Raw genomic sequence first — 12,513 nt, 5'->3', positions numbered from 1 at the left:
CCCACCGCCCCGCCCCGGCTCGCGGTGCGGCCGGTTGATCATGAAGTTTATTGCTCGCCGGCCCGGCGTGTCGCGTCAACAACTTCATGATCAACGGGATCGACGGTGGGTTCGGTGCTGGTGGCGCGGGGGCCGAGGGTGAGGACGTAGGCGAGGAAGGCCAGCCAGATGGCGGCGCCGGCGGCGACGCGGAGGGGGATCGGCACCGGTGCGGGGGTGATGAACGCCTCGATCACGGCGGAGACGGCGAAGAGCCCGACCAGGCCGACGGCGACCAGGATGGCCTGGCGTCCCGCCCGGGCGACCGCCTGTCCCCGGGTCAGCCCGGCCGGTGGCGAGATCCATGCCCAGCCGGTCCGCAGGCCGACGCCGGCGGCCACGAAGACCCCGGTCAGCTCCAGCAGCCCGTGCGGAGTGATCAGGCCGAAGAAGACGTCGCCCCGGCCGTAGGAGACCATCACCCCACCGGTGACGCCGATGTTCAACGCGTTCTGCCACAGCAGGTAGAGCACCGGGACGATCAGCACCCCGGCGGCCAGGCAGCGGGCGGCCACCCAGGCGTTGTGCGTCCAGAGCTGGACCGCGAACGTCGGCGCGGAGTACTCGGTGTAGTAGTCGGCGAAGCCGGAGTCGACCAGTTCGGCGGCCGCTTCCTCGCCGATGAACGCCGCCGCGGTGTCCGGGTTTCCCGCCACGAACCAGATCAGGAAGAAGCTGAGCAGGGTGAACCCGGTGGCCACGCCGCACCACCACGGCCAGGCCCGGTAGACCGCGCCGGGGAAGCCGGCCAGCAGGAAACGGCCCACCGCCGCCCAGGACGGCCGGGGTCTCCCGGTGAGCCGGGCCCGGGCCCGGAGCACCACCTGGGAGAGCTGGCCGACCAGCGCCGGGTCGGGCGAGCGGCTGCGCAGCACCGAGAGCTGGGTAGCGGCCCGCTGGTAGAGCACCACCAACTCGTCGATCTCGGCGGCGTCCAACCGTCGCCGGTTGGTCAGCACCTCGAGCCGACGCCACTCCCCGCCGTGCTCCGCGACGTACGCGTCGAGATCCACCGCCCACCCCCGTTCGCGGATCATAGTGTTCACTGTCGGGGTGAGCGCGCAACCACGACCGCCGGCCCCGGGCTGGGGTGACGCCGGGCTGGTCAGCGGAGAGGCCGTGGCGCTGGACGTGCGGGTCGCCCGGATCGGCTCCCGCGCGCTGGCACTGCTGCTCGACGTGCTGACCCAGCTGCTGCTCGCGCTGGCCCTGGCCATGCTGGTCGGCATCGTGCTCGCGGCGCTGCCGATGCGCGTGGTGGACGCGGCGCTGAGCAACGCGTTCGGCACCGTCGCGCTGGTCGCCGTGCTGGTCGGCTACCCGGTGCTCTTCGAACGGTTCAACCACGGCCGGACGCCCGGCAAGATGGCCGTCGGCCTGCGGGTGGTCAGCGCCGACGGCGCCCCGGTGGGTGTCCGGCAGTCACTGACCCGCGCGCTGGTCGGCGTGGCGGTGGAGTGGCCCGGCCTGGTGCTGCCGCTGTTGAGCTGGGTGGCCGGCGTGACGGTGATGCTGACCGACCGGCACGGCCGGCGGCTGGGTGACCTGGTGGCCGGCACGATGGTCGTGCACACCCGGTCGGCGACCATCTGGCGACCGGTGCCGACCTCGGTGCCGGCGCTGGTCGACTGGGCGTACACGCTGGACCTGAGCCGGCTGGACGACGGCCTGGCGCTGGCCGCGCGGCAGTACCTGGCCCGGGTGCACCAGCTGGCCGAGCCGGCGCGGGACCGGCTGGCCCGCGGCCTGTGGGCCGAGCTGGTGGCGGTGATCACCCCGCCCCCGCCGCCCGGCCTGCCGGCGACGGTCTACCTGGCAGCGGTGCTCGGTGAGCGGCACCGCCGGGCGCGGCTGCGGTTGGCCCGGGGACGCGCGGTCACCGCGGCGCTCTGGCCGGAGCTGCTGCCCGGCCCGGCCAGCACCGCCACTCCCTCGGCCACCGCCGCAGCCAGCCCCCTTTCCTCGGCCGTCGCCTCCCTGGCCACGGCCGGCGGTGCGGCGGCGTCGGTGACCGCCCCGACGACGGCCGTCCGGCCGGCGGCGCCCGGCGCGGCGCCAGTGGCCGTGCCGGCGCAGGCCGGCCCGCCCACGCTACGACCGGCGACGGCGCCCGGGGACCGCCCCGACCGGTGACGGCGGCTGCTCGACGGTCGGCACCTCGACGGCGGCGTTGTGTCGGGGCGACGCCCGACGGCGGCGCCTTGACCGGTCGACGGCCCGGCGGGACGGCGCCTCGGCGGGCCGGGGCCCGCCGTCCGCCCGACGGGCGGTCCGCCCGGACGGGCCGGTTGTGGCAGTATCCGCCCTGCCCCTACCGCAGACAGGACGACCCGTGGCCGACGACCTGTTCACCCCCACCATCGCCCCGGCGGCGTACGAATCGCGGCGCCCACCGTGGCGGCCCCAGTCGTTGCTCTTCCCCGCCGTCTTCGGCGGTCCGACGGCGGTCACCGTGCTCGCCCTGGTCAACGCGGCCCGGCTGGGCCTGCCCGGGCGGGCCCGGCTGGCGGTGGCCGGCGCCGGGTTCGCCGCGCTGGCCGCCCGGGTCGCGGTCACCCTGGTGGTCTTCTCCGGCTCGGCGGACCGACCCGTCCGGCTGATCGGCGCGCTGGCCGGCGCCCTGGTCTGGCTGGTCGTCTCGGTCACCCAGAAGGGCCGGTTCCGGGCGTACGAGCTGCGGGGCGGCGACCCGGCGTCGCTCTGGCTGCCCGGCATCGCCGCGGTGCTGCTGCTCGGCGTCGCCGAGGCCCTGCTGATCGTGCTGCTGGCCGCCGAATGAGCGGGCGGATCGGGCTCCGCGTGAGCGGGCGGATCGGGCTCCGCGCGATGGCGTCGCACGGTGACCCGGCGGGAAGCGGAGCGTCGGCGTGAGCGCCCCCGAGGCGGTGCTCCTGCGGGCCGCCCAGCTGCTGGAACTGAACCGGGCCGAGCAGGCCCTGGCCGAGCTGAGCCGGCTGCCCGCCGCGCTGGCCACCGACGTGGCCGCGTTCCGGCTGCGCGCCGCCGCGCTGTCCGACCTGGACCGGTGGGCGGAGGTCGCCACCGTCGCCCGGCAGGGCCTCGCCGAGACCGGCCCGGACGCGGAGCTGCTCGGCCGGCTCGGTCTCGCCCTGCGCCACCTCGACGAGTACGCGCCGGCCGAACGGGCGCTGCTGGACGGGCTGGCGATCGAGCCGCAGAACCCCTGGCTGCTCTGCCAGTACGCCGACCTGTGCAGCGCCGTGGGGCAGACCGACAAGGCGGAACGGCTGCTCGCCCGGGCCGCCGCGCTGGCCCCGGAGGCGCCGCCGGTCTTCGCGTCCCGCTTCCAGCTGGCGTACGCCCGGGGCGACGACCGGGAGGCCGAGCGGGTGGCCCGGGAGTTCCTCGGCGCCTGGCCCGGCCATCCGGTGGCGCTCGCGCTGCACGGGGCCGCCGCCGCCCAGCGGGGCCGGGTGGACGCGGCGCACCGGTCGTTCGGTCAGGCGGTGGCGCACGACCCGACCGACGCCGACTACGCCGACGCCGCCTGGGAGTCCCGGGTGTACACGCACCCGCTGCTGCTGCCGCTGCGCCCGCTCTACCGACTCGGCATCCTGCGCACCTGGCTGATCGCGGTGGGCGTGATCGTGCTGCTCAACCTGGCCGGGCTGGACCTGCTCGCCGGGCTGTTCGGGCTCGCCTGGCTGCTGTTCTGCGTCTGGTCCTGGGTCGCGCCGCCGCTGGTGCGGCGGCTGGTGCACGGCCGGTGGCGGTCGTGAGGGGCTTCGGGCCGTGGCTGGCGGTGCTGGCAGTGGTGCTGCTGCTCAGCGCGCTGCGGCTGCGGACGCTCGCCACCGTCGTCTCGCTGGCCTGGCTCGCCTGGTGCGTGTGGACGTGGGTCCGCCCGACCCGCCGCGGCCCACGCTGACCGGCCGGTCGCAGCTCGGGCCTCCCGGGGGTCGAGCCGGGCACGCCGGGGCACCACCGGGTCGAGCCGGGCTCTCAGCATCGGACCGAGCCCGGCAGAGTCCGGCCGGAACGACGAACCGGGCCGGCCGCGGATGCGGCCGGCCCGGGTCGGTAACGCGTCGGATCAGTAGCGGTAGTGCTCCGGCTTGAACGGCCCCTCCACTGAGACGCCGAGGTAGGCGGCCTGCTCCTTGGTGAGCTGGGTCAGCTTGGCGCCGAGGGCGTCCAGGTGCAGTCGGGCGACCTTCTCGTCCAGGTGCTTGGGCAGCACGTACACGCCGATCGGGTACTCGTCGGTCTTGGTGTACAGCTCGATCTGCGCGATGGTCTGGTTGGCGAACGAGTTCGACATCACGAAGCTCGGGTGACCGGTGGCGTTGCCCAGGTTCAGCAGCCGACCCTCGGACAGCACGATGATCGCGTGCCCGTCGTCGAAGCGCCACAGGTCGACCTGCGGCTTGATGTTCTCCCGGGTCACGTCCGAGCGCTTGGCCAACCCGGCCATGTCGATCTCGTTGTCGAAGTGACCGATGTTGCCCACGATCGCCTGGTGCTTCATCCGCGCCATGTGCTCGTTGGTGATCACGTTGAAGCAACCGGTCGCGGTGACGAAGATGTCCGCCTGCTCCACCACGTCGTCCAGGGTGGCCACCTGGTAGCCGTCCATCGCCGCCTGCAACGCGCAGATCGGGTCGACCTCGGTCACCACCACCCGCGCGCCCTGCCCGCGCAGCGACTCCGCGCAACCCTTACCCACATCGCCGTAGCCCATGACCACGGCCATCTTCCCACCGATCAGCACATCGGTGGCCCGGTTGATGCCATCGATCAACGAATGCCGGCAACCGTACTTGTTGTCGAACTTGCTCTTCGTCACCGAGTCGTTCACGTTGATCGCCGGGAACAGCAACGTGCCCGCCCGGTGCATCTCATACAGCCGGTGCACACCGGTGGTGGTCTCCTCCGTCACCCCCTTGATCCCCGACGCGATCCGGGTCCACCGCTGACCATCCTCAGCCAGCGAACGGTGCAACAGACCGAGGATGACCGCGAACTCCTCCGAGTCGGCCGACTCCACCGGCGGCACGACACCAGCCTTCTCATACTCCGCACCCTTGTGCACCAGCAAGGTGGCGTCACCACCATCGTCGAGGATCATGTTCGGACCCTGACCATCCGGCCACGTCAACACCTGCTCGGTGCACCACCAGTACTCCTGAAGCGACTCACCCTTCCACGCATACACCGGCACACCCGCCGGCGCCTCCGGGGTGCCATCCGGACCCACCACGATCGCCGCAGCCGCGTGGTCCTGCGTGGAGAAAATGTTGCACGACGCCCACCGCACCTGCGCACCCAACGCCACCAACGTCTCGATCAACACGGCGGTCTGGATGGTCATGTGCAACGAACCCGTGATCCGAGCGCCCGCCAACGGCTGCGCCTCAGCGAACTCACGACGGATCGCCATCAGACCCGGCATCTCATGCTCGGCGAGCCGGATCTCCTTGCGCCCGAACTCGGCGAGCGACAGATCCGCCACCTTGAAGTCGCCCTCGGCGAGAGTGCGCGGCCGGGCCTCGGACGGCGTGCCGCTGGCGGACGCCGGGAGGGTGCTGGTCATGAAAGCTCCTGTCGAACGTTGTCCTGCGCGACCCCCCACCTTACGCGCGTCGGCGGACGGCGCAGGGGGCGGCCGGCGGACAGCGGCCGGGGCGGCCGGAGCGCGCCCGACAGGGAGTGCCGGCGGACAGCGCACGGGGCGGTCGGTCATGGACGGACTTTCCGTCCACTCGCCGGCCGCCCCGTGCATCCCCCCGGTTTGGTTCCCCCGCGCGTTCTCGGACCGTCGTCGCGATAACGCTGCGCACTCATAGAGTCACATTGGGCGAGCACTGCGTCAAGCTATTTCGGGAAAGTCGGACTTGCCGTCGCCGAGGTTGCCGCGCCGGAGCGCCAGGCAGCCCGACTGCGAGCCGCCGGGCTCGCCGCGCCGGACCGCCAGCGCACCCGGGCCGAGCGAGCGGGCCGCTCAGCGCTGGCCGGCGGTCGCCACGTACGCGTGCCCCGCGCCGGTGACCACCAGCGGCCCGCCGGCCGCGGACCCGACCGCGGCCCGGCCCGGCCCCAGCTTCACCGCACCCGAGCCGTCGTCCACCACGAGTTCACCGCCGCAGCAGAGCACCACCCGGGGCCCGGTCAGCGCCAGCGTCACCTCGGGCACCTCCGGGTCCACGGTCACCCGGTGCAATGCGAAGTCGTCCACCGGGACCGGCCAGCACACCACCCCCGGGGACACCGCACGCGGCGTGACCACCGGGTCCGCCAACACCTCGAACCGCAGCACCCGGAGCAGTTCCGGCACGTCCACGTGCTTGGGCGTCAGGCCGCCGCGCAGCACGTTGTCACTGGCCGCCATGATCTCCACGCCGGTGCCGCGCAGGTAGGCGTGCAGGTTGCCGGCCGGCATCCAGATCCCCTCGCCCGGCGCCAGCCGCACCCGGTTGAGCAGCAGCGCGACCAGCGCGCCGGGATCGCCCGGGTAGGCGGTGGCCAGGTCTCGGGCCAGCTCCGCGTCCGGCCCGGTCACCCCCGAGCCCCGCACCGCCGCCAGCAGCCCGGCGCACTCCGCCCGCGGCCAGGTCAGCAGCAGCTCCACCGCGTCGCGCAGGCCCGCCGGCCCGGCCCGCAGCGCGGCCACCACCGGCTCCAGCTCGCGTACGCCGAACGTGGCCAGCGCCGCGGCCGAGACCGCCGGATCCCGGAAGCCGCAGAGCGCCTCGAACGGCGAGAGCGCGACCAGCAACTCCGGCTTGTGGTACGGGTCCACGTAGTTGCGGTGCCCGTCGGTGCGGACCGCGTCGGCGGCATGGCCGGCGCGGGCCTGCTCGGCGTCCGGGTGCGCCTGCAGACTCAGCGGCGCGTCGGCCGCGAGCACCTTGAGCAGGAACGGCAACCGGGCACCGAACCGGTCGACCATCCGCGCGCCGAGCCAGTGCCCCGGCTCGGCGCGCAGCAGCTCGGCCAGGCTGACCCGGGCGCCCTCGCGGTCGACCGTGGCCGGAGCGCCCGGGTGGGCGCCCAGCCACAGCTCGGCCTCGGGGCCGTCGGCGGGCGCCGGGCGCCCCTGGAGTTCGGCGATCGCCGAGCGGGAGCCCCAGGCGTAGTCCTTGATCGGCCCGTACAGCGGTTCCACGGATCAGCTTCCGGGCCGCCCGGCGGCCTCGTCCGGCTCGGCTCCCGGCTGCGCCACCGCGGTGTGCGCCGCCGCGCCGGTGCCCGCCTGCGCGGCGGCGGCGCGGTAGATGTCCGGTTCGAGGTAGATGACCCGGGCGACCGGCACGGCGGCGCGGATCCGGGCCTCGACGATGTTGATGCCCCGGGCCAGTTCCTCGGCGCTGTCACACGCCGGCACGCCGACCTTCGCGGCCACCATCAGCTCGTCGGGGCCGAGGTAGAGCGTCTTCATGTGGATGATCCGCTCGACCTCGGGGCCGTCGGTGATCGCCTTCTCGATGGCGGCGACGTCGTGCGCCTCGGCGCCCTCACCGAGCAGCAGGCTCTTGGTCTCGATGGCCAGCACGATCGCGATGACGACCAGCAGGATGCCGATCATGGCGGTGCCGATGGCGTCCCATTCACCGTTGTCGGTAATCAGCGTCATGGTGACGCCGAAGAGCGCGAAGACCAGACCGACCAGCGCGCCCAGGTCCTCCAGCAGCACGACCGGCAGCTCCGGGGCCTTGGCCCGGCGGACGAAGTGCACCCAGGACTGCTTGCCTCGGACCAGGTTGGATTCCTTGATGGCCGTCCGGAACGAGAACGACTCCATGATGATGGCGACCACCAGCACGGTGACCGGCACCCACTGCCACTCGTCGATCGGCTCCGGGTGCGACCACTTGTGGTACGCCTCGTAGAGCGCGAAGAGGCCACCGACGCTGAACAGCACGATGGAGACGATGAACGCGTAGATGTAGCGCTCCCGGCCGTAGCCGAAGGGGTGCTGCGGGGTGGCGGCCCGCTTGGCCCGCCGGCCACCGAGCAGCAGCAGCCCCTGGTTGCCGGAGTCGGCGACCGAGTGGATCGACTCGGCCAGCATCGACGACGAGCCGGTCAGCAGGAACGCGATGAACTTGGTGATCGCGATGCCGACGTTGGCCAGCAGGGCGGCGACGATCGCCTTCGTCCCACCGTTGGCGCTCACGCCGCCGCTCCGCTCCGCCGCGTGGCGGCGCGAGGCGCCACGCTGCTGAGCCGGATGGCTCGCCCACTGCGTTCGCTCACTGGTTTGCCAGCTCCTTCATCTCGGTGATGGCGGGCACCGCCATCGGGTCCAGTCCGTGCGCGAGGGCGAGGTAGATCGAGGCGAAGTCCGGCACCGCGATCAGCGACGCGAGCCGCTCCAGCGCCGAACCGCCCTCGGCCGTCACCACGTCGCAGCGCACCCCCCGCCGCTCGGCGAGGGTCTGCACCGCCTCCGCGCGGCGTTCCTCGACGGCGAGCGGCTCGTCGGCGTCGTCCTCCGGGTTGAGCCCGCCGTCGCGCAGCAGCACCAGCCGCAGCCGGGTGGCCCCGTCCCCGCCTTCGTCGGGGTCGGCGAAGATGTCCCGCGCCCCCTCGACCAACCCGCCGAAGACGCCGTCGAGCAGGCCGACCCGGCCCCGGCCGGCCTCGCCGAGCGCCCCGCTGACCACCGGGTAGCGGGCGTTGGCGGAGAGCGTGTCACCGAACCGGCGGGCCGCGACGGTGGCCAGCGGCGACGACCCCCAGACGATCGGGATCGAGCCGGCCAGGCCGAGCGCGAGCGACTTCGCCGGGTTGACGAAGGACTCCGCGGTGGGCCGGCACCGGTCGGCGTCCGCGTCCAGCCGGGCCGCGGTCTCCGCCAGGTCCGCCTCGTTGACCTTGACGAGTCCGAGCGTACGGGCGGCCAGCAGGACCGGCACGGTGAGCGCCCAGAGGCTGGCCCGGGCCGGCGCGCGGCGCGGCACCGGGATGAACGGGGCGCGGGCCCGCTCGGCCACCGACTGCAACTGCGAGTCGGGCGCGCCGACCGCGACCAGCCGGGCGCCCCGGCGGTGCGCGGCCTCGGCGGCGCCGAGCGCCTCGGGGCTGCGGCCGGAGGCGCTGACCGCGATCACCACGTCGGCGGCGCCCACCCAGCCGGGCACGCCGGCGCTGCGGTGCGGGATGACCGGCACCGGGCAGCGCGGCCCGGCGACCGTGGCCAGCACGTCACCGGTACGACCGGCGGTGCCGATGCCGGCGATCACGACCGCCCGGGGCCGCCCCTCGTCGGCGAGCACCTGGAGGTTCGCCTCGGCGGCCAGGGCCGCGGACTCGCGGACCTGCGCCCCGGCGGACGCGATGTGCCGCAGCATCCCGCCCGGGTCGCGCTCGGCGAGCGCCTCCGGGTCGTCGAGCAGTGCCTCGTCGGCGTCACGCCGGCCGCTGACCCCGGCCGTACCGTCGATCACGGCTGCTCCGCGGGGCCACGCGCCTCGTCCAGCAGCAGCACCGGCACGTCGTCGCGGACCTCGAAGATCCGGCCGCACTCGGTGCAGGTCAGCGTCTGCGCCTGCGGGTCGTAGTCGAGCGGGGCGTGGTGCGTGTCCGGGCAGGCGAGGATTTCCAGCAACTGCGGGTCCAGGGCCACGGCGCGGCTCCTTCCACGTATGCGGCGTCAGCGGGCGGCGGTGCCGACCCGGCGCAGGCGATCTTATCGGCGAACCCGGTCGAGCACCTCGTCACGGAGGGCGATCATCCGCTCCGTGGTGGGGGCCTCGACGTTCAGCCGCAGCAGCGGCTCGGTGTTGGAGGCGCGCAGGTTGAACCAGGCGCCGTCCGGGAAGCGCAGGGTGAGCCCGTCCAGCTCGTCGGCCGCCGCCTCCGGGTACGCGGCCCGCACCTCGGCGACCTTCGCCGCCTGGTCGGTCACCGTGGAGTTGATCTCGCCCGAGGCGGCGTACCGCTCGTACTGGCTGGCCAGCAGGGACAGCGGCTGCGACTGCTCGCCGAGCGCGGCGAGCGTGTGCATCGCGGCCAGCATGCCGGTGTCGGCGAACCAGAAGTCCCGGAAGTAGTAGTGCGCCGAGTGCTCCCCGCCGAAGATGGCGTTGGTGCGGGCCATCTCGGCCTTGATGAAGGAGTGGCCGACCCGGGCCACCACCGGCTCACCGCCGTGCTCCCGGATGATCTCCGGCACCGCGTCGGAGGTGATCAGGTTGTGGATCACCGTGGAGCCGGGGTGCTTGGCCAGTTCGCGGGCCGCGACCAGGGCGGTGATCGCCGAGGGCGAGACCGGCTCGCCGCGCTCGTCCACCACGAAGCAGCGGTCGGCGTCGCCGTCGAAGGCCAGCCCGATCTCCGCGCCGTGCTCGACCACGGCCCGCTGCAGGTCGACCAGGTTGGCCGGGTCCAGCGGGTTGGCCTCGTGGTTGGGGAAGGTGCCGTCGAGTTCGAAGTAGAGCGGCACGATCTCCAGCGGCAGCGCCGGCAGCGCCGCGTCACCGAGCACCGTCGGCACGGTGTAGCCGCCCATCCCGTTGCCGGCGTCGACGACCACCTTCAGCGGCCGGATGCCGGAGAGGTCGACCAGCTTGCGCAGGTACGCCGCGTAGTCCGGGAGCAGGTCGCGGCGCTCGGCGGGCGCGGCCGGCTCGCCCGCCGGACCGGACTCGCCCTTGTCGAGCCGGGCCTGGGCCCGGTCGCGGATCTCGGCCAGCCCGCTGTCCTGCCCGATCGGGCGGGCGCCGGAGCGGCACATCTTGATCCCGTTGTACTGCGCCGGGTTGTGGCTGGCGGTGAACATCGCGCCCGGCAGGTTCAGCGAGCCGGAGGCGTAGTAGAGCATGTCGGTGGAGCCGAGCCCCAGCTCGATGACCGTACGCCCCTCGGCGCGTACGCCGGCGGCGAAGGCGGCGGCCAGGCCGGGCCCGGTGGCGCGCATGTCGTGCGCGATGAGGACCGCCTCACCCGGCTCCCCGGAGCCGTTGAGCACCTGGGTGAAGGCCGCCCCGAGCGCCTCGGCGACACGCTCGTCCCACTGGTCAGGCACCGTCCCACGGACGTCGTAAGCCTTCACGATCTGGGACAGATCAGACACCGGTTCCACTCCTCGGCCGCTCGTCATCGACGGCCTGAGCGTATCGGAGGGTCGCCGCGCCGCCCGGCTCAGCCGGGTAGCCGGGGCATGAAGACGGTGTGGTCGCCGCCGCCGTCGCCCTCGGGCGGGTCGCCGGGCTGCCCGGGTGGCGCCGAGGTCGGTGCGGCCGGCGACGCCCCCGGCTGCCGGGGCGCCGGCTGCTCCGGCCAGCCGGCCCGCGGCGGGGCGGGCGGGCCGGAGACCGGCGGGGTGGGTGCGGCGTGCCGGCCGGGCATCACCTGGGTCGCCTCGGGAGTCGGGCGGCCGCCGTAGACGCCGCCGGTGGGACGCGGGGCGGGCGCCCCGCCGTACACCGCGCCGGTGGCCGGCGGCTGCTGGCCGTACATCTGGCCGGGCCGGACCCCGGCGGCGGCCGGGCCCTGCCCGGAGCGGTAGGTGGTGCCGCCCGGGTTGCCCGGCAGCGGGGCCGGCGGCACGCCGTCGACCTGCTCCTTGTCGGCGCGGGAGCGGCGGAACAGCAGCACGATGAGCAGGATCCCGACGGCCACCATGGCGATGCCGAAGAACATCACCACGGAGCCGATGCCCGAGGACTCCTCGGCCGCGTTCGAGGTGTTCCCGGCCGGGTTGGCGAGCGCGGCCACGGGGGTGACGTCCTCGGCGGCCTCCTCGGTGGGCACCGCGCTCGGCGTGGGCGACGGCTTCTTCGACGGCGTCGGCGAGGCGGAGGCGCGCCCGCCGACCACCCGGGAGGCGTCCGCGCCACGGCCCAGCACCTGGCCCATGCCGTTCGTCGCCTCGGCGGTGACGGTGAGCCGACCGCTCGGCGCGGCGGCGGTGAACGACACCCGGTAGCGCACGGTGATGCTCTTGCCCTTGCACAACCGCGGGTTCGGCGGTGAGGTGGTCGTGCTGGCCACGCTGCCCCCGCCACCGCCCAGCGGCACCGGGAACCACTGGCCGTTGTAGCTCACCTGCACCCGCGCCTGGTCGGCGCGGAGGCCGGCGAGGCGCAGCCCGAGCGCGGTACGCAGCAGCACGCAGCCGTCCTTGCGCCGGCGTACCTCGACCGCGACGCCCTCGGCGGAACCACCCGCGGTGAAGCTGCCCGCCGAGCGGACCCGGACCTGGTCGTCGTCGGCCAGCGCCGGCGACCCGCCGAGCGCCACCAGGCCGCCCAGCAACGCGCCGATCGTCGCCAGCCGCACCGCGTGCCGACGCACCGCCATGATCACCTCGCCGTTCCTCCCCCGGGAGCGGGGGACCGTCGGTCAGGCTACTACCAGGGCCGGACAGCACCTGGTCATAGAGCGCCCCAGATGTGTGCCGTATTACCCACCACCTGCGACACCGAAGCGCAGGCCGCGGCGGCACTCGCGGCGCTCACCGTCGACGCCCCCGGGACATGCCGCGGTCCTGGCCTCTCGGGCGGGACG

General features: G+C 74.2%; 12 protein-coding genes. 4 read left to right on the top strand and 8 right to left on the bottom strand.

All coding sequences use genetic code 11. From position 1 onward, the window contains the following. Positions 1 to 47: 47 nt before the first annotated feature. Positions 48 to 1,076: a stage II sporulation protein M gene (locus FHX32_RS14610; protein WP_208418091.1), complete on the bottom strand. Its 1,029-nt coding sequence runs from the start codon at positions 1,074 to 1,076 to the stop codon at positions 48 to 50. A 16-nt stretch (positions 1,077 to 1,092) separates the two neighbouring features. Here FHX32_RS14610 and FHX32_RS14605 point away from each other — a divergent pair, with 16 nt between their 5' ends. The 4 genes from FHX32_RS14605 to FHX32_RS14590 all read left to right on the top strand — a co-directional run bounded on the left by FHX32_RS14605 (position 1,093) and on the right by FHX32_RS14590 (position 3,928). Beyond that, positions 1,093 to 2,172, top strand: a complete 1,080-nt coding sequence (locus FHX32_RS14605) for an RDD family protein (protein ID WP_486481057.1) — start codon at positions 1,093 to 1,095, stop codon at positions 2,170 to 2,172. Positions 2,173 to 2,371: 199 nt separating this feature from the next. Next, complete coding sequence (locus FHX32_RS14600; RefSeq protein ID WP_167181890.1) at positions 2,372 to 2,818, top strand: hypothetical protein; 447 nt, start codon at positions 2,372 to 2,374, stop codon at positions 2,816 to 2,818. Positions 2,819 to 2,906: 88 nt separating this feature from the next. After that, positions 2,907 to 3,779, top strand: coding sequence for a tetratricopeptide repeat protein (locus FHX32_RS14595; RefSeq protein WP_167181887.1), 873 nt, complete (start codon positions 2,907 to 2,909; stop codon positions 3,777 to 3,779). Next, positions 3,767 to 3,928, top strand: coding sequence for a hypothetical protein (locus tag FHX32_RS14590; protein ID WP_167178325.1), 162 nt, complete (start codon positions 3,767 to 3,769; stop codon positions 3,926 to 3,928). The genes FHX32_RS14595 and FHX32_RS14590 overlap by 13 nt, the downstream gene beginning before the upstream one ends. 165 nt (positions 3,929 to 4,093) lie before the next feature. Here the strand turns inward: FHX32_RS14590 and ahcY are convergent, their stop codons facing one another. The 7 genes from ahcY to FHX32_RS14555 all read right to left on the bottom strand — a co-directional run bounded on the left by ahcY (position 4,094) and on the right by FHX32_RS14555 (position 12,306). Then, a complete protein-coding gene (ahcY, locus tag FHX32_RS14585; RefSeq protein ID WP_167181885.1) occupies positions 4,094 to 5,593 on the bottom strand; it encodes an adenosylhomocysteinase in 1,500 nt (499 codons plus the stop codon). A gap of 408 nt (positions 5,594 to 6,001) precedes the next feature. Beyond that, the gene (gene manA / locus FHX32_RS14580) at positions 6,002 to 7,165 is read right to left on the bottom strand and encodes a mannose-6-phosphate isomerase, class I (RefSeq protein WP_167181883.1); all 1,164 of its coding nucleotides are present in this window, start codon (positions 7,163 to 7,165) and stop codon (positions 6,002 to 6,004) included. 3 nt (positions 7,166 to 7,168) lie between these two features. Continuing rightward, on the bottom strand, positions 7,169 to 8,176 hold the full coding sequence (locus tag FHX32_RS14575; protein WP_167181881.1) for a cation diffusion facilitator family transporter: 1,008 nt from the start codon (positions 8,174 to 8,176) through the stop codon (positions 7,169 to 7,171). Positions 8,177 to 8,252: 76 nt separating this feature from the next. Beyond that, positions 8,253 to 9,449 (bottom strand): SIS domain-containing protein, encoded by a 1,197-nt coding sequence (locus FHX32_RS14570; protein ID WP_167181879.1) that lies wholly within the window; start codon positions 9,447 to 9,449, stop codon positions 8,253 to 8,255. Further along, on the bottom strand, positions 9,446 to 9,628 hold the full coding sequence (locus FHX32_RS14565) for a Trm112 family protein (RefSeq protein WP_167181877.1): 183 nt from the start codon (positions 9,626 to 9,628) through the stop codon (positions 9,446 to 9,448). Before FHX32_RS14565 ends, FHX32_RS14570 begins: the two co-directional genes overlap by 4 nt. Positions 9,629 to 9,691: 63 nt before the next feature. Further along, positions 9,692 to 11,077 (bottom strand): phosphomannomutase/phosphoglucomutase, encoded by a 1,386-nt coding sequence (locus FHX32_RS14560; RefSeq protein WP_167181875.1) that lies wholly within the window; start codon positions 11,075 to 11,077, stop codon positions 9,692 to 9,694. 68 nt (positions 11,078 to 11,145) lie between these two features. Then, the gene (locus tag FHX32_RS14555) at positions 11,146 to 12,306 is read right to left on the bottom strand and encodes a hypothetical protein (RefSeq protein ID WP_208418088.1); all 1,161 of its coding nucleotides are present in this window, start codon (positions 12,304 to 12,306) and stop codon (positions 11,146 to 11,148) included. Positions 12,307 to 12,513 lie beyond the last annotated feature (207 nt).

The organism is Micromonospora sp. CNZ280 (assembly GCF_011759515.1).
This window is presented reverse-complemented; position numbering and strand designations above follow the sequence as displayed.